Source organism: Aromatoleum evansii (assembly GCF_045689615.1).
Lineage (GTDB): Bacteria > Pseudomonadota > Gammaproteobacteria > Burkholderiales > Rhodocyclaceae > Aromatoleum > Aromatoleum evansii.
The window spans coordinates 559,068-575,623 of sequence record NZ_CP141259.1 but is presented as its reverse complement, the minus strand read 5'-3'; the positions used below and the strand labels follow the sequence as shown (position 1 = coordinate 575,623).

General features: G+C 67.8%; 19 protein-coding genes. 4 read left to right on the top strand and 15 right to left on the bottom strand.

Features of this window, described 5'->3' with window-relative positions:
- Positions 1-59 precede the first annotated feature (59 nt).
- The 4 genes from frdD to frdA are packed head-to-tail and all read right to left on the bottom strand — an operon-like array spanning position 60 to position 3,388.
- Positions 60-416: a fumarate reductase subunit FrdD gene (frdD, locus tag U5817_RS02440; protein WP_407279598.1), complete on the bottom strand. Its 357-nt coding sequence runs from the start codon at positions 414-416 to the stop codon at positions 60-62.
- A gap of 8 nt (positions 417-424) precedes the next feature.
- Positions 425-832 carry a fumarate reductase subunit C gene (locus U5817_RS02435; RefSeq protein WP_169129534.1) on the bottom strand — a complete coding sequence of 136 codons (408 nt, stop codon included), beginning with the start codon at positions 830-832 and terminating at the stop codon, positions 425-427.
- Positions 829-1,593 carry a succinate dehydrogenase/fumarate reductase iron-sulfur subunit gene (locus U5817_RS02430; RefSeq protein ID WP_407279597.1) on the bottom strand — a complete coding sequence of 255 codons (765 nt, stop codon included), beginning with the start codon at positions 1,591-1,593 and terminating at the stop codon, positions 829-831. The genes U5817_RS02435 and U5817_RS02430 overlap by 4 nt, the downstream gene beginning before the upstream one ends.
- A complete protein-coding gene (gene frdA, locus U5817_RS02425; protein WP_407279596.1) occupies positions 1,586-3,388 on the bottom strand; it encodes a fumarate reductase (quinol) flavoprotein subunit in 1,803 nt (600 codons plus the stop codon). Before frdA ends, U5817_RS02430 begins: the two co-directional genes overlap by 8 nt.
- Positions 3,389-3,717: 329 nt before the next feature.
- Between frdA and U5817_RS02420 the strand changes: the two genes are divergently transcribed.
- Positions 3,718-4,599: a DMT family transporter gene (locus U5817_RS02420; RefSeq protein ID WP_407279594.1), complete on the top strand. Its 882-nt coding sequence runs from the start codon at positions 3,718-3,720 to the stop codon at positions 4,597-4,599.
- 135 nt (positions 4,600-4,734) lie between these two features.
- Positions 4,735-6,120 carry a dicarboxylate/amino acid:cation symporter gene (locus U5817_RS02415; protein ID WP_407279593.1) on the top strand — a complete coding sequence of 462 codons (1,386 nt, stop codon included), beginning with the start codon at positions 4,735-4,737 and terminating at the stop codon, positions 6,118-6,120.
- A gap of 101 nt (positions 6,121-6,221) precedes the next feature.
- Here U5817_RS02415 and U5817_RS02410 read toward each other — a convergent pair whose 3' ends face one another.
- Positions 6,222-7,142 carry a hypothetical protein gene (locus U5817_RS02410; RefSeq protein WP_169129544.1) on the bottom strand — a complete coding sequence of 307 codons (921 nt, stop codon included), beginning with the start codon at positions 7,140-7,142 and terminating at the stop codon, positions 6,222-6,224.
- 273 nt (positions 7,143-7,415) lie between these two features.
- Here U5817_RS02410 and U5817_RS02405 point away from each other — a divergent pair, with 273 nt between their 5' ends.
- Entirely contained in the window at positions 7,416-7,934 is a 519-nt protein-coding gene (locus U5817_RS02405) for a hypothetical protein (protein ID WP_407279592.1), read from the top strand.
- 87 nt (positions 7,935-8,021) lie between these two features.
- The gene (ruvC, locus tag U5817_RS02400; protein ID WP_169129548.1) at positions 8,022-8,576 is read left to right on the top strand and encodes a crossover junction endodeoxyribonuclease RuvC; all 555 of its coding nucleotides are present in this window, start codon (positions 8,022-8,024) and stop codon (positions 8,574-8,576) included.
- Here the strand turns inward: ruvC and U5817_RS02395 are convergent, their stop codons facing one another.
- The 10 genes from U5817_RS02395 to U5817_RS02350 all read right to left on the bottom strand — a co-directional run bounded on the left by U5817_RS02395 (position 8,577) and on the right by U5817_RS02350 (position 16,524).
- The gene (locus U5817_RS02395) at positions 8,577-9,104 is read right to left on the bottom strand and encodes a Gx transporter family protein (RefSeq protein ID WP_407279591.1); all 528 of its coding nucleotides are present in this window, start codon (positions 9,102-9,104) and stop codon (positions 8,577-8,579) included.
- The gene (locus U5817_RS02390) at positions 9,085-9,474 is read right to left on the bottom strand and encodes a NusG domain II-containing protein (protein WP_169129550.1); all 390 of its coding nucleotides are present in this window, start codon (positions 9,472-9,474) and stop codon (positions 9,085-9,087) included. Before U5817_RS02390 ends, U5817_RS02395 begins: the two co-directional genes overlap by 20 nt.
- Positions 9,471-10,349 (bottom strand): RNase adapter RapZ, encoded by an 879-nt coding sequence (gene rapZ, locus U5817_RS02385; protein WP_169129552.1) that lies wholly within the window; start codon positions 10,347-10,349, stop codon positions 9,471-9,473. The genes U5817_RS02390 and rapZ overlap by 4 nt, the downstream gene beginning before the upstream one ends.
- 89 nt (positions 10,350-10,438) lie before the next feature.
- Positions 10,439-11,359: an MBL fold metallo-hydrolase gene (locus U5817_RS02380; protein WP_169129554.1), complete on the bottom strand. Its 921-nt coding sequence runs from the start codon at positions 11,357-11,359 to the stop codon at positions 10,439-10,441.
- On the bottom strand, positions 11,356-11,538 hold the full coding sequence (locus U5817_RS02375) for a DUF1289 domain-containing protein (RefSeq protein ID WP_169129556.1): 183 nt from the start codon (positions 11,536-11,538) through the stop codon (positions 11,356-11,358). The genes U5817_RS02380 and U5817_RS02375 overlap by 4 nt, the downstream gene beginning before the upstream one ends.
- On the bottom strand, positions 11,535-11,744 hold the full coding sequence (locus U5817_RS02370) for a DUF1289 domain-containing protein (protein WP_169129558.1): 210 nt from the start codon (positions 11,742-11,744) through the stop codon (positions 11,535-11,537). The genes U5817_RS02375 and U5817_RS02370 overlap by 4 nt, the downstream gene beginning before the upstream one ends.
- 181 nt (positions 11,745-11,925) lie before the next feature.
- On the bottom strand, positions 11,926-12,849 hold the full coding sequence (locus U5817_RS02365; protein ID WP_407279590.1) for a hydroxymethylglutaryl-CoA lyase: 924 nt from the start codon (positions 12,847-12,849) through the stop codon (positions 11,926-11,928).
- A 265-nt stretch (positions 12,850-13,114) separates the two neighbouring features.
- A complete protein-coding gene (locus U5817_RS02360) occupies positions 13,115-13,906 on the bottom strand; it encodes an enoyl-CoA hydratase/isomerase family protein (RefSeq protein WP_407279589.1) in 792 nt (263 codons plus the stop codon).
- Between the two features lie 293 nt (positions 13,907-14,199).
- On the bottom strand, positions 14,200-15,333 hold the full coding sequence (locus U5817_RS02355) for an acyl-CoA dehydrogenase (protein WP_407279588.1): 1,134 nt from the start codon (positions 15,331-15,333) through the stop codon (positions 14,200-14,202).
- Positions 15,334-16,524 carry an acetyl-CoA C-acetyltransferase gene (locus U5817_RS02350; RefSeq protein WP_407279587.1) on the bottom strand — a complete coding sequence of 397 codons (1,191 nt, stop codon included), beginning with the start codon at positions 16,522-16,524 and terminating at the stop codon, positions 15,334-15,336.
- Positions 16,525-16,556: the final 32 nt, after the last annotated feature.

Here is a 16,556-nt window from a genome sequence, read left to right as displayed (position 1 = left end):
CAACTTCAGCGGGTCGACGCCCGCTTCATATGAAGGACAGCTCGCACTGCGAGTTGCTCTCAGAATCCGACTGCCAGCAACGCCCCGGCGGCGAGCAGCGTGGCGAGCATGGCCAGGCCGTAGCACGCGAAACGGGTCGCGCTAGCCGCATGCACGCCGAGGTCGTGCAGGCTGTGGTAGATGCGGTGCATGGCGTGCCACATGAACAGGGCGACGACGACGAACAGCAGGCCCTTGCCGGCCCAGTGCTGCGCGAAGGCCTGCATGTGCGACCAGCTCATCGCGTCCGCGGGAAGGATGATCCCGAGCGGCACCGCAATGCCGGTGACGAACACGAGCACCGGACCGAAGAGCGCCGCGAGCATGCCGCCGGCGCCGAAAAGGCCCCAGAAGATGGGCGCATTGGAGCGTTTCATCGCCGGTTTCATCGCGTCGCCCCCCACACCGCTGCCAGCACGGCGACACTGCAGACCGCCGCGACAGCCACGCCGCAGGCCGTGATCACCCCCGGCGCCAAGCGCTTTCCGCCGACAACGAGCGGCGGCATGGTCTTGGGCATGATGCGGAACCAGGTCCAGCAGTGGTACGAGATCGCCGCGAGCAGGACGAGGTGGAAGATGACGGACAAGGGGCTACGCAGCGCCTCCAGCCAGCCGTTCCATGCCGATTCGCCCTGCGCCAGCCGCAGCAGACCGACGAGCAGGATGAGGGCGTAGGCAGCGACGAAGAGCGCCGTCGCCTCGTGCACCATGTACTCGACGAAGTACGGATTGCGGCGCCACCAGCCGGCCATCGGCCGCACATAGGGGCGGCGCGGATCGGACGTATTCACTTTGCACCTCCCTTCGGGCGGGCAAGCCGCAGGAAGTAGTCGCCCGCCGCGCGCGTCTTGTTCTGGTTCACGGCATTGGCCGGATCGACGTGCTTCGGGCACACCTCGGAGCAGTAACCGACCGCAGTGCAGTTGAAGACGCCTGCTTCCGACCCGGCGATCTCCATGCGCTCGGCGGCGGCGCCGTCGCGCGAATCTGCGTTGTAGCGGTGCAGCAGGGCCATGATGCCCGGCCCGACGAAGTCCGGATTGAGGCCGTACTGGGGACATGCGGCGTAGCACAGCAGGCAGTTGATACAGGAACTGAACTGCTCGTACACGTCGAGCTGCGCGGGCGTCTGCAGGTACTCGCCCTGCGCGATGGACCGTTGTTCCTTCGGGATGATCCACGGCTTGATGCTTTCGAGCTTGGCGAGGAAGTCGTCCATGCGGATCACCAGATCGCGCTCGACCGGGAAGTGGGCGAGCGCCTCGACGCGCACGGCTCCGGCAGGGAAATCGCGCAGGAAGGTCTTGCACGCGAGGCGCGGCTCGCCGTCTATCATCATCCCGCAGCTGCCGCAGATCGCCATGCGGCAGGACCAGCGGAAGCTCAGGGCGCCGTCGAGCCAGTCCTTGATGTACTGCAGGCCCTGCAGCACCGACATGTCGTCGCTGAAGGGAACCTCGTAAGCTTGCAGGAAGGGCTCCTCGTCCTGCTCGGGACGATAGCGCAGGACCTCGATGCGGATGACCTTCCCGTTCCTGTGCGATTCAGACACGGTTCGCCCCTCCCTGCTGTGCCGCCTGCTCCTGCTCCGCTTTCTCGCCCGCGGCGCCGTAGGCGCGGGTGCCCGGGGGCAGGTGCGTGATCTTCACGTCGCCATAGCCGATGCGCGGCGCGTCGGCGCCCGCATGATGAGCGAGCGAGTGCCTGAGGAAATTGACGTCGTCGCGCTCGCCAAAACCGTCCAGCCGCTGGTGCGCGCCGCGCGACTCGCGCCGCTCGAGCGCCGACCACGCCATCGCCTGCGCGACCTCGAGCTGGTAGCCGAGCTCGATGGCGAGCAGCCAGTCGGTGTTCCACACGCTCGAGCGGTCCTCGACCTTGACCTTGCGGTAGCGCTCGCGCAGCTCCGCCAGCTTGTCGCAGGTCGCCTGCATGGTGTCGGCCTGACGGTAGATGCCGCAACCGTCCTCCATGCTCTGCGCCATCTCCTTGCGCAGCGTTGCGATGCGCTCGGTGCCGGAAGTGTTTGTCACGAGATCGAGCGCACGCTGCTGCGACGCCTCGGCCTGTTTCAGCAACACATCCGTCGGACCGGACGCGACCGAACGGGCGAACGCGGCGGCCTCGACCCCCGCGGTCTTGCCGAACACGCACAGTTCGGCGAGCGAGTTCGAGCCGAGGCGGTTGGCGCCGTGAATGCCGACGCTGGAACATTCGCCGGCCGCGTACAGCCCCGGCAGCGGCGCGGCACACCGGCCGTCGACGAGGATGCCGCCCATCGTGTAATGCACGGCGGGCCGCACCGGGATCGGCGTCTTCGCCGGATCGACGCCGAGGAATTCCTCGGCCAGTTCGTAGATCTGCGGCAGGCGCTCGCGCAGCTTGGCTTCGCCGAGGTGGCGCAGGTCCAGATGCACGACCGCCCCGTGCGGGCCGTCTATCGTGCGGCCTTTCTGCTGCTCGTACCAGAAGGCCTGGCTGAGGCGGTCGCGGGGCCCCAGTTCCATCGCCTTGTTGCGCGGCGTCGGCTCGGCCGGCCCAAGGCCGTAGTCCTGCAGGTAGCGGTAACCGTCGCGATTCAGCAGGAAGCCGCCCTCGCCGCGGCACGCCTCGGTGAACAGCAGGCCCGTGCCCGGCATGCAGGTGGGGTGGTACTGGACGAATTCCATGTCGCGCAGCGGCACGCCGTGGCGGTACGCGAGCGCCATGCCGTCGCCGGTGACGATGCCGCCGTTGGTGTTCTCGCGGAACACGCGCCCGGCGCCGCCGGTGGCGAGAATCACCGCGTTGGCCTGGATCAGCGTGAAGCGGCGCGACGCGATGTCGACGACGACGACGCCCTGCACCCGCCCGTCCTCGACGACCAGGTCGAGGCAGAAATGCTCGTCGAAGCGACGGATCGAGGGGTACTTGAGCGAGGTCTGGAACAGCGTGTGCAGCATGTGGAAGCCGGTCTTGTCGGCGGCGAACCACGTGCGCTCGATCTTCATGCCGCCGAAGGCGCGCACGTTGATGTGGCCATCCGGCTTGCGGCTCCACGGACAGCCCCAGTGCTCGAGCTGCACCATCTCCTCGGTGCAGCGGGCGACGAAGTCCTCGACGACGTCCTGCTCGCACAGCCAGTCGCCGCCGGCAACGGTATCGTGGAAATGGTGTTCGAGGCTGTCGTGGGCCTGCACGACGCCGGCCGATCCCCCCTCGGCCGCCACGGTGTGGCTGCGCATCGGGTAGACCTTGGAGACCAGCGCGATCTTCAGCGACGGGTCGGTCTCGGCAGCCGCGATCGCGGCACGCAGGCCCGCTCCGCCCGCACCGACGATGGCGACGTCTGCCTTCCAGGCATCCATGACGCATTCCCCCCTTGTGGGTGGGCCCGGCAATGGCGCGGGCACCGAAGAATCGCTGCTGTGCCCGAAAGGGAATCGACACGCCTTTCGGGTGCGAAAACGACCATGTTCTTCTTATATACCGACGTCACGAAACATACTATGACGTTGTTGCGATCCAGTGTAACTCCCGCCTTGCATACCCACAACGCAGCGGTGGTTGAAAAATGCCCGGCATGCGAGAAAATTCATCGAGCAGCCGGTCAGCAAAGGCACGCAGGCATCAACGTGCATGTAAGATCGGACAATTCCGCCCCGCCGGGCCCGCCCACGCACGTTCCCGACACCTCATGGCCGCCCTCCATCCCCGCCTGACCGCCGCAGCCCCGCTCCTCTTCGTCCTGCTGTGGAGCACCGGCTTCATCGGCGCCAAGTTCGGCCTGCCCTTCGCGGAGCCGCTGACCTTCCTGAGCACCCGCTACGTACTGGTGATCACGCTGATGGGCGCGCTGGCATTCGCGATGCGCGCCCCCTGGCCCCGCGACTGGCGCCAGGTGGTGCACATCGGCGTGGCCGGCCTGCTGGTGCAGGCGACCTATCTCGGCGGGGTGTTCATGTCGATCGATCGCGGCCTGCCCGCGGGCGTCTCGTCCCTGGTCGTCGGCATGCAGCCGCTGCTGACCGCGCTCGGCGCCGGCTGGCTGCTGGGCGAGCGGGTCACCCCGCGCCAGTGGACGGGGCTGGTACTGGGCTTCGTCGGTGTCACGCTGGTGGTGAGCAACAAGGTCGCGGTCGGCGCATCGGCGGCGGAACTGGGGTGGATGCTGACGCCGGCCCTGACGGCGCTGGCCGGCATCACCGTCGGCACGCTCTACCAAAAGCGCTTCTGCCCGAGCTTCGACCTGCGCACCGGCTCGGTCGTGCAATTCATCCCCAGCCTGGTCGTCACCAGCCTCCTCGCGCGTGGCACCGAGACGATGCACATCGACTGGAGCGGCCAGTTCGCGTTCGCGCTGCTGTGGCTGGTGCTGGTGCTCTCGCTCGGCGCGATCAGCCTGCTCAACCTGCTGATCCGCAGCGGCAGCGCCGTGAACGTGGCCAGCCTGTTCTACCTCACGCCGCCGACCACCGCGCTGATGGCCTGGCTGCTGTTCGGCGAGACCCTCACCGGCCTCGCGCTCGCCGGCATGGCCGTCGCCGTGCTGGGCGTGTGGCTCGCACGCAAGGTGTGAACGGCCCCGGCCCGCGCCGGAAAACATCCGTGCTTTCCGCAATGCGGCTATCCGCAATGCGGATGTTCACACTGCCCACCTTCCCTCCCGGCCGAAATAATCGCGCCCACACGCAGTACATAACAGGAGAGGGAATTGGCAAAGAAACCGTTTTACACGTCGCTGTACTTCCAGGTCATCGTCGCCATCGTGATCGGCGTGCTGCTGGGGCACTTCTACCCGCAGACCGGCGCCGCGATGAAACCGCTGGGTGACGGCTTCATCAAGCTGATCAAGATGATCATCGCCCCGATCATCTTCTGTACCGTCGTCGTCGGCATCGCCGGCATGGAGGACATGAAGAAGGTCGGCAAGACCGGCGGCTTCGCGCTGCTGTATTTCGAGATCGTCAGCACCATCGCACTGATCGTCGGACTCGTGATCGTCAACGTGGTCAAGCCGGGCGCCGGCATGAACATCGACGTGACGACGCTGGACACGAAGGCGATCGCCGCCTATACCGACCCGTCGAAGATGCAGAGCACGACGGACTTCCTGCTGCACGTGATCCCGACCACCGTGGTCGACGCCTTCGCGAAGGGCGAGATCCTGCAGGTGCTGCTGTTCTCCGTGCTGTTCGGCTTCGCGCTGCACAAGTTCGGCGGCCGCGGCACGCTGGTGTTCGACTTCATCGAGAAGTTCTCGCACGTGCTGTTCGGCATCGTCGGCTACATCATGAAGGTCGCCCCGATCGGCGCCTTCGGCGCGATGGCCTTCACCATCGGCAAGCACGGCGTCGGCGCGCTGGCGCAGCTGGGCATGCTGATGGCGACCTTCTACCTGACCTGCATCGTCTTCATCTTCGGCGTGCTGGGGGCGATCGCCAAGGCGCACGGCTTCTCGGTCGTGAAGCTGATCCGCTATATCAAGGAAGAGCTGCTGATCGTGCTGGGCACCTCGTCGTCGGAATCGGCGCTGCCGCGCCTGATGGCGAAGATGGAGAACCTCGGCTGCAAGAAGTCGACGGTCGGCCTGGTGGTCCCGACGGGCTACTCGTTCAACCTCGACGGCACCTCGATCTACCTGACGATGGCGGCCGTGTTCATCGCCCAGGCGACCAACACCCCGCTCGACATCACGCAGCAGCTGACCCTGCTCGCGGTGCTGCTGCTGACCTCGAAGGGCGCGGCCGGCATCACCGGCAGCGGCTTCATCGTGCTCGCGGCGACGCTGTCGGCCGTCGGCGGCGTACCGGTCGCGGGCCTCGCGCTGATCCTCGGCATCGACCGCTTCATGTCGGAAGCTCGTGCGCTGACCAACCTGATCGGCAACAGCGTGGCGACCGTGGTCGTCGCCAAGTGGTGCAAGGACGTCGACATGAAGGTGCTCAACAGCCACCTGAACAACGAGACCGTCGAGGAAGCCGACGCTCCCGAGGCCGTGCTCGACCTGCAGGACGCGCACATGGACGTTCGCCCGGCCGTGGCCAGGGTGGAAGAAGCCACCGAAATGCCGCCGCTCGCCGTGCCCGCCCGCGCGTAAGCACGCCGCCTGCGGCAGCGGGAAGCAAATCGGCCCGCCGGCACATGCCGGCGGGCCGATTTATTTACCGTACGGGGCCGGGACTCCCGCCCCGCTCCGTGTCAGCCCGGCAGCAGCACGCCAGCGTTGCGGATGGCCTTCTGGTACTCGGCGGTCGATTCGTCGATCGTCTTCAGCGCATTGTCGAATTCGCTGCGCTTGGCTTGCGCATCGGCGTCGGCACGCAGCTTGGCGGCACGGTCGAGCGTTCCCTTGAGCTGCGCCTCGCGGGCACTGCCGTTGGGCACCAGCATCGGAATCAGCAGGCGGTAGGTCTCGTTGCGATCCTGCTCGTAGCGGTATTCGTCGCCCTTGCTGTCGAACTGCAGCGTGCGCACGAGCGTTTCGCCGCCGCGCAGACGTTCGATCTGCACCTTGGTGCGCAGGTAGGCGTGGTCGAGGATCGCGCGACCGCGGCGCGTATTGTCGGCGTGCTCGGCATCGGCGTCGGCCATCAGCTTGTCGACGACCTTCACCTCGGCCCGGCCCTTGTCGTCGTTCTTTTCCTCGGCGATGCGCACCAGCGCATCACGCAGGGCCTTGGTGGAGTCCTTGCGTGCGGCGTATTCCTTCTGCTCGCGCGGATCCGCGGCGGCGGCCGGCGCCGCCGGCTTGGCGCCGTTCGCCGCGGGTTTAGTGAGTTCGGCGATGGAGAGCGCCGCACCGAGGTAGGCGTCCTCGAGGAGCAGGCGCGCGTCGAGAGTCTTCCCTTCTGCCGCAGCCGCCTCGGCCTGCTTGATCTTGGCCTCGTTGTCCTGCACGGCGCGCGCATTGTCCACCTTGCGTTGCTCGCCGACACGCTTGAGCGCCTTGTTCAGTTCCTTGGTGCTTTCGAGCTTGCGTGCGAACTCGCTCTTCATCCGCGCCTCCTCGGCGGCCACGACGCGGGCCGACTGCACGTCGGCGAGCGCATCGGCCGTCATCAGGAAGCCCGCGCTTGCGACCAGTGCGGCGCCGAGGGCGTGTTTCGATCCTTTCATCATGCGTATCCCCTTGTTTTGCGTATTCCGGTGCATCAGCCTCCCCCGCTTCCAGCCTCCCGTGGCTTCAATCCGGAAGCGGGACGGGACGGTCTCGCCGCCCATGACGAAAGTCTAGCCTATTGGCCATGGCGCGATCATGGATTTGGTCAAATTGGCCGCAGTTTCCGACGATTCGGGCGCCTGCGGAATATTGCGCGGGGTCGTCGCGTTCACCATTTGCCCGCAGACAAGGTTCGCCTGACGCGGCGCCCTACCCCCAACAAGGAGACGAAAATGAAACGACTCGCACTGACGGGCATCTGCATGCTGGCCACAACCGGACTGATGAGTTCTGCGGCGATGGCCGCGGGCGGCCAGGACAAGATCCTCGAGTTCGACACGATGGTCGGGGTGTCGCGCCCCTATACCGGAACAGCGAACCCGATCCGCGGCGTGAACGGCGGAGGGCTTCCGTGGGTGATCGGCCCCGTCGAGGGCGAACTCACCATCGACGGAAAGCTGGAGATCCGCGTCACAGGGTTGGTGTTCGCGGACGATCCGGCTGTACCGATTCAGAACCAGGGCAGGAATACGGTCCCCAATTTTCGTGCCATCGTGAGCTGCCAGACCGTGAATATGCAGACGGATCCGCCCAGCCCGCAGGTGCTGAACGTCACGACCGGACTCTTCCCCGCCACCGAGGCGGGCAACGCCTATATCGAAGCGCAAGTGGACCTGCCCCAGCCCTGCATCGCGCCGATCATCTTCGTGACGAATCCGAACGGCGCGTGGTTCGCGGCGACGGGCATGTGAGCTTGCCACGCCGCCCACAGAACCTCAGAAGCCGAGGCTGAGCAGCGGGTGCGGGGAGGACACGCGGCCTTCCTTTAGAATGCGCGGATGAAGGAAATCTCCGCATCGCGCATCGTCGCCACCCGCATCCTCGGCCTGGACCCGGGGCTGCGCATCACGGGTTTCGGCGTCATCGACAAGCTCGGCAGCCAACTGCGCTACGTCGCGAGCGGCTGCATCCGGACGCGCGACGGGGAACTACCGGGGCGGCTGAAGACGCTGCTCGACGGCGTGCGGGAAGTCGTCGCGACCTACACGCCGGACCAGGCCGCAGTGGAGAAGGTGTTCGTGAACGTGAACCCCCAATCCACGCTGCTGCTCGGGCAGGCGCGCGGCGCGGTGATCTGCGGTGCCGTGTCCTGCGACCTGCCGGTGCATGAGTACACCGCGCTGCAGGTCAAGCAGGCGGTGGTCGGCTACGGCAAGGCGAACAAGGAACAGGTGCAGCACATGGTGCAGCGCCTGCTCGCGCTCGACGGCAGCCCCAGCCCGGACGCCGCAGACGCGCTCGCGTGCGCGATCTGCCACGCGCATGGCGGCGAAGGGCTGGCGGGCGGAATCGGCGGGCGCCGGCGCGCCGGACGCATCCTCGTCATGCCGTGATCAATTCTTCCCCGAGACCGGACCCTGCATCAGCTTCGCGGCCACCAGTCCATTGACCAGGCCGAACACCGTCGCGGCGAGGGCGAACACCGGCACGAGGTAGAACACGCCATCGTGGGGCACGAGCCACAAGCGCGCGAGCACGAGCTGCCCGCCGATATGCGCGAAGGCGGCGAACACGCTGAGGCTGACGGGGCCGAACCAGCGGCGCGGCAGGTGCATCGCAAGGCCGAGCGTGGCGAGGCTGGCGAGCGAACCGGCGAGGCTGAGGAAAAAGCCCGGCGCGAAGAGCTGGCCGAGCAGCAGGCTGCCGGCGAACACGCGCAGCAGCGCCACCCATACGGCGTCGCGCCAGCCCCAGCGCGCCAGCACGATCAGCGTCACGATGTTGGCCAGGCCCGGCTTCACGCCCGGCAGCGGCAGCGGAATCGCGGCCTCGGCGACGGTGAGCACGATCGCGGCGGCGGCCAGGCGCGCGATGCGCCGGTCGTCCGCGGTCGGGACGATCTCAATAGTTGAGGGAGTCATAGTCCGCAGCACCGCCGGCGAGGCTCAGGGACACCTGGTTGGGGGCGCAGATCGCCACCGCCCCCGAGCGCGTCAGCCAGCCCTGGCGCACGCAGTACTGGCGCGGCCCGGGATCGGATGCGACGCGCGCGCGGCCCGGCTCGATCTCGATGCGGGTGATGCCGAGCGGGCCGGGCACCTCGACCACCTGCGCGCGCGCGAGCCCCGTTTCCGCGAAGACCTTGCCGCCCGCGCGCACGACCACCCTGTCCGGCGCCCCGCCACGCCACAGCGCCAGCGCCGACAGCACGCACAGCGACAACGCACCGGCGAGCACGAGCCAGTCGCCCGGCCGCAGCAGGACGACCCACTCGGACAGACGCGCCCTCACTGGTCCGCCGGTCGCGCCGCGTGGTCCAGCGCACGCCGCACGGCCGAGCGATGGCGCACCAGCACGCGCACGGACCCGGCAAAGTGCTGCCCCAGCTTCTCGGCAAGGTACACCGAGCGGTGCTGTCCCCCGGTGCAGCCGATGGCGACGGTGAGATAGCTGCGGTTGTCGCGCGCGTAGCTGGGCAGCCAGTTGGCGACGAAGCTGCGGATGTCCTCGTACATGCGCGCGACTTCGGGCATGTTCTCGAGGAAGTCGATCACCGGCTTGTCCTTTCCGGTGAAGGGCCGCAGCAGCGGGTCGTAATGGGGATTGGGCAGGCAGCGCACGTCGAACACGTTGTCGGCGTCCAGCGGAATGCCGTACTTGAAGCCGAAGGACTGGAACATCAGCGTGAGCCCCGCGGTCGCCTCGATCTGCATGAAGTCCTTGATCCACGCGCGCAGGGTATTCGCCTGCAAGTCGCTGGTGTCGATGCGGTGGCCCAGCGCGGCGACCGATTCGAGTGCGTCGCGCTCCTTCTGGATCGCCTCTTCGAGCGAGACCTCGTCGCTTGCAAGCGGATGGCGCCGGCGCGTTTCCGAGAAGCGCGCGATCAACGCATCGTCACGCGCTTCGAGGAAAAGCACGCGCAGGTCGCCGACCGTCCGGCGCAGGTCTTCCACCTTCTGCGGCAAGGCCGCGATGTTGGCGCCGGAGCGCACGTCGACCGCGACCGCGACACGCCCGTGGCCCAGCCGCCGCAATTCCGCCACGAGCTTGGGCAGCAGGCTCGCCGGCAGATTGTCTACCGCGTAATAGCCCGCGTCTTCGAGCACCTTGAGTGCGACGCTCTTCCCGGAACCCGACAAGCCGCTGATAAGGACGATCTGCATGACCCTGAACTCCGCGTGGATCAGCGATTATCGCCAAAGCGCGCCTCCCCGGCCAGCGCGGAACGCCCCTTTCTACGACTAAAGTCAGATCAGGCCGCGACCAGCAGCTCGCCTTCGCGCCGCGCCACCCCGGCCCGCGTGAGTTCGGCGACCAGCCAGTCGGCGAGGGTTTCGGGCGCGAGCCCGAGGAAGCGCGCGTTGGCTTCGCGGTACAGCGGCACGCCGTCCAGATGTTCCGCGAGCGCGTCGATCCGCATGCTGCGCGCATCGAGCAGCGAGAAGGTCATGCAGGCGCGGATCGCGTTGCGCGCCATGCGCGCGCCATCCTCCTCGAACGCCCGCAGGCGGGCGAAGGCGCGCGCGAGGGCGTCGTCGAACTCGACGAAGGGTGCGCCATGGCCGGGGATGACGACATCCACCGCCAGGCGTGCAATGGCCTCCAGCGTGCGCCGCGTCGCGCCGATGCCGTCGCCGGTCCCCAGCACCTCGGCGAACAGGATGCCGAAGCCGTCGCGCCACAGCGCGTCGCCGGAGATCAGGATGCGCCGATCCGCGTTGTGGAAGACCAGCGCGTCCATGTCGTGACCGGGTGCGGCGATCGCCTGCCACGCGAGGCCGCCCATCTGCAGCATGTCGCCCGGATGGAGCGCGCGATCGGCGTGGAAGCGCTCGGCGCTCTGCGCCGCGGTGGTCAGCAGCAGTGCGTCCTCGTCCCACGCCGCGACCGAGGGCAGCATGCCCGCGGGGACGCTGATCGAGCAGCCGAAGGTGCGCTGCAGCAGGGCATTGCCGCCGATGTGGTCGGAATGCGAGTGCGTGTTTACGAGCTCGGCGAGCCGCCGTCCCGCCAGCACCTCGCGCAGCAGCGCGACGGTCTGCTCGCCGTGGCTGACGTAGCCGCTGTCCACCACGGTCGCCCGGTCGCCGTCGATCAGGACGATGTTGTTGGCCGACAGCCAGCCGCGTTCGAGCACGCGGATGGTGTCGGGCAACGCGGCTGCGGCGCTCATTCGGAACCCTCGCCGACCTGAGCGGCGACGTTGGCGGGCAGCGGCGCGGGTTTCGGCGCTTCGGCCGGGGCCGGCGGCACCGGCACACCGTTGATCTCCTCGGGGGTGCGACCGCAGCCGAGGCACACCCCGGAGTCCCAGTCGATCATGCACACGCCGACACACAAGGGCTCGCTCATGCGCCCTCCTTCAGTGTCGCGGTCGGCGCCGCAGCGCCGCCCAAGGTCACCCGACGCCGGGCGATGAGTTCGAGGATGCGCTGCTTGTCGGAGTCGTCGCTGCGGCTCCAGCGCGCTATCTCGTCAAGGCTGCGGAAACAGCCTTCGCACAGGCCGGTCGTCGCGCTCATGCGACAGAGGTTGATGCAGGGCGATGCGATGCTCATGTCGGGGTCGGGGGTCTTATTGAGGTAGCGGGTGCGGCTCGTTGTCGTATTTGGTCTGCCGCGGCCCGATCGAGTTCATTATCAGGGAGAAATCGGATACTCCGTTCGCCCTGAGGGCTTCGACCGGCCTGTCCTGAGCGAAGTCGAAGGGTTCAGCCCGAACGGTATTCAGTTCCCGTGTTCAAGCGGCGCAGGCCGCCTTCCCCCGCTTCGCGAGCACGGCGCGGGCCACGCGCGAGGCCGGTTCGCGACCGAGCACACCGCTGATCCATGCGGCGATGTCGACCAGGCGGTCGAGGTCGATGCCGGTGTCGATGCCCAGCCCGTTCAGCAGCCACACGACATCCTCGGTGGCGACGTTGCCGGACGCGCCCGCCGCATAAGGGCAGCCGCCTAGCCCGCCGACCGAGGCGTCGAACACCGCCACGCCCATCTCGAGCGACGCGTAGACGTTCGCGGCCGCCATGCCGTAGGTGTCGTGATAGTGGCCGGCGAGGCGCTCGACCGGCACGCGCCTGATCACCGCTTCGAGCATGCGCGAGATGTTCGCCGGGTTGCCGCTGCCGATGGTGTCGCCCAGCGACACCTCGTAGCAACCCATCTCCATCAGCGTCGCGGCGACTTCAGCGACCTTCTCGGGCGCGACCGGTCCCTCGTAGGGACAGCCCGCGACGCAGGAGACGTAGCCGCGCACCTTCACCCCCGTCGCGCGCGCCGCCTCGGTGACCGGGCGGAAGCGCTCCAGCGATTCGGCGATCGAGCAGTTGATATTCTTCTGGCTGAAGGACTCGGACGCCGCGCCGAACACCGCGACCTCGTCGGCGCCGGCCGCAAGCGCGGCCTCGAAGCCTTTCAGGTTGGGCGTCAGCACCGGGTAGGCGACGCCCGGACGGCGCGCGATGCGCGCCATCACCTCGGCGTTGTCGCCCATCTGCGGCACCCACTTGGGCGACACGAAGGAGGTCGCCTCGATGGTCTTCAGGCCGGCGTCGGCCAGGCGCGCTATCAGTTCGACCTTGGTTTCGGTCGTGACGATCTGCTTCTCGTTCTGCAGCCCGTCGCGCGGGCCGACGTCGACGATGCGTACGCTTTTGGGGAATGTCATGGAGTTATCCTCGCGACTCCCTCCGCTTCAAGGGGGCGGAGGCGGGGTTTCGGAGAGCACCGCTCTGCGCCGCCATAGCGGCGGAGCGAAGCGGAGACTCCCGGGTTGGGGTGGGGATGGGTGGACTCCGAAGCGCCTGCACGAAACCCATCCCCATCCTGTCCGTTCCAAGGCCGGCTTTGCACAGCCGGCCCGCTCGGACGGCACGAAGCGATGCTTCGCGAAACCCCGTCCTCGCCCCCTTGAAGGGGAAGGAACCTGCTAATCAAGACCGCGGCACCCACGCCGCCGGACGCTTCGACAGGAAGGCGTCGAGCCCCTCCTTCGCTTCCGGCGTCGCGCGCAGGCTGGAGATGCGGCGTGCGGTGTCCTCGACGAGCTCGTCCGACACCGGCCGGTTCGCGACCGCGCGGATCAGGTCCTTCGCCGCGGCCTGCGATTTCGGGCCGCCCTGCAGCAGGGCCGTCACGATCTCGCTGACCTTTGCATCCAGTTCCTCGGCCGCGACGACCTCGTGCGCGAGGCCGATCTCGCCGGCGCGCCGGGCGGAGATGCGCTCGGCGGTCTGGAAGTAGCGATACGACTGCCGCTCGCCGATGGCGCGGAGCACGTAGGGGCTGATCGCCGAGGGGATGATGCCGAACTTGACCTCGGAGGTCGCGAACACCGCCTTGTCGGAGGCGACGCAGATGTCGCACGCCGACGCGAGCCCCATGCCGCCGCCCAGCGCCGCGCCCTGCACCCGCGCGATCGTCGGCTTGTCCATCTCCGACAGCGTGCGCAGCATGCCGGCGAGCTTGCGCGCGTCGGCGAGGTTCTCCTCGACGCTCGCCTCGCCGGCGGCCTTCATCCAGTTGAGATCGGCGCCGGCCGAGAAACTCTTGCCGCGGCCGGCGAGCACGACGACACGCACCGCATCGTCGGCGTCGAGCTGGCGGCAGGCTGAAGTGATGTCCGCGATGAGCTGCGCGTTGAACGCGTTGTGCACGTCCGGACGGTTCATCCACACGGTCGCGACGCCTTGTTCGACGACGATTTCGAGGGTTTCGTAGTTCAATTTCGTCTCCTGCCTTCCATCGCCGGGGCTCTTGGCGGCCCCGGTCGGGTGTGAATAAAAGGATCCCGCGGGACACCGGAGGCATCTAGAGGGAGGCTGCAGGGAGAACACCCCCGGCGCCTGCACCCGCAGGATCGGGAAACACCTGTTGCTTGACGGTGCCGGCGACCAGAGCGGTTTACCGACCCGTGTCCCCATCGTAGGGCGGGAGGAGCGGAGCGCATCCCGCCACCCGGAACAATGGCATGGCGGGATGCGCCTTCTGCTGCTCCCGCCCTACAGCAACTTGCTGCTCAAACCGCGAGCGAGCGCCCGATCACCAGGCGCTGGATGTCGCTCGCGCCTTCGTAGATCTGGCACACGCGCACGTCGCGGTAGATGCGCTCGACCGGGAAATCGCTGACGTAGCCGTAGCCGCCGTGGATCTGGATCGCGTCGGAGCACACCTTCTCGGCCATCTCCGAGGCGAAGAGCTTCGCCATCGAGGCTTCCTTGAGGCAGGGGCGGCCGGCATCCTTCAGCGTCGCGGCGTGCCACACGAGCTGGCGCGCGGCTTCGAGCTGGGTCGCCATGTCGGCGAGGCGGAAGTTCACCGCCTGGTGCTCGAAGATCGGCTTGCCGAAAGTCTCACGCTCGTGTGCGTACTTCACCGCCGCTTCCAGCGCCGCACGCGCCATGCCGAGGCACTGCGCGGCGATGCCGATGCGGCCCGCCTCGAGGTTCGACAGCGCGATCTTGTAGCCCTCGCCTTCGGCGCCGAGCAGCGCGCCGGCCGGCACGCGGCAGTTCTCGAACAGGATCTGCGCGGTGTCGGAGGCCTTCTGGCCCATCTTCTCCTCGATGCGCGCGACGATGTAGCCCGGCGTGTTCGTGGGCACGAGGAAGCACGAAATGCCCTTCTTGCCGGCGGTCTTGTCGGTCACCGCGAACACGATCGCCACGTCCGCCTCGCGGCCCGTCGTGATGAACTGCTTGACGCCGTTGATGACCCACGAGTCGCCGTCCTTCACGGCAGTGGTCTTCAGTGCGGAAGCGTCCGAGCCGACGTGCGGCTCGGTCAGGCAGAAGCAGCCGAGCTTCTCGCCGCGCGCGAGCGGCTTCAGCCACTCTTCCTTCTGCGCGTCGTTGCCGTAGCGGTTCGGGATACCGCAGGCGAGCGAGTTCTGCACGCTGACGATGGTCGAGGTCGCACCGTCGCCGGCCGCGATCTCCTCCAGCGCGAGCACCAGGCTCACGTAGTCCATCCCCGCGCCGCCCCACTGCTCGGGCACCACCATGCCCAGCGCGCCGAGCTCGGCCAGTTCCTTCAAGGCCTCGCGCGGGAAGGTGTGATTGCGGTCCCACTCTGCGGCGAAGGGGGCGAGGCGCTCCTGCGCGAAGGCGCGCAGGGAGTCGCGGATCATTTCCTGTTCTTGCGTGAGGATCATTTACGCGAGCTCCACCGCAACCGCCGTCGCCTCGCCGCCGCCGATGCACAGGCTCGCGACACCGCGCTTCTTGCCGTACTTCTGCAGCGCGCCGAGCAGCGTGACGAGGATGCGCGCGCCCGAGGCGCCGATCGGATGGCCCAGCGCGCATGCGCCGCCATGCACGTTCACCTTGTCGTGCGGCAGCTCGAGTTCCTTCATCGCCGCCATCGTGACGACCGCGAAGGCTTCGTTGATCTCCCACAGGTCGACCTGGTCCTTGGTCCAGCCGGCCTTCGTCAGCACCTTCTGCATCGCGCCGACCGGGGCGGTCGTGAACCAGGCGGGCTCCTGCGCGTGCGTCGCGTGGCCGACGATGGTCGCGAGCGGCTTGAGGCCCAGCTTGTCGGCGGTCGAGCGGCGCATCATGACGAGTGCCGCGGCGCCGTCGGAGATCGAGCTGGAGTTCGCGGCGGTCACGGTGCCGTCCTTGCTGAATGCGGGCTTCAGGCCGGCGATCTTGTCGATCTGCGCCTTGGGCGGCTGCTCGTCCTTGTCGACGACGACCTCGCCCTTGCGGCCGGCGACGGTCACCGGCGCGATTTCCCACGCGAAGCTGCCGTCCTTGATCGCATTCTGCGCCCGCGTCGTGGACGCGATCGCAAATTCGTCCTGGGCGCCGCGCGTGAAGCTGAAGTGGCTCGCGCAGTCCTCGGCGAAGGTGCCCATCAGGCGGCCCTTGGTTTCCTTCTTGTAGCTGTCCTCGAGGCCGTCGTAGAACATGTGGTCGAGCAGCTGGCCGTGGCCGAGACGATAGCCGGCGCGCGCCTTGGGCAGCATGTAGGGGGCGTTCGACATCGACTCCATGCCGCCCGCAACCATTACATCGTTGGAGCCGGCTACGAGCAGGTCGTGCGCGAGCATGACGGACTTCATGCCCGAGCCGCACACCTTGCTCACCGTCGTGCAGCCGGCGGCCAACGGCAGACCCGCGCCGAGCGCCGCCTGGCGGGCCGGCGCCTGGCCGACGCCGGCGGGCAGCACGCACCCCATCAGCACTTCCTGCACCTGCTCTGGAGAGATCCCGGCGCGCTCGACGGCGGCCTTGATCGCGACGGCGCCGAGCTGGGGACCGGTCAGGCCGGACAGCTCGCCCTGGAAGCCGCCCATGGGGGTGCGCGCGGCGGAAACGATAACGACGGGATCACTCATGCTTCTCTCCTAACTATCGACAAATCCGGCTC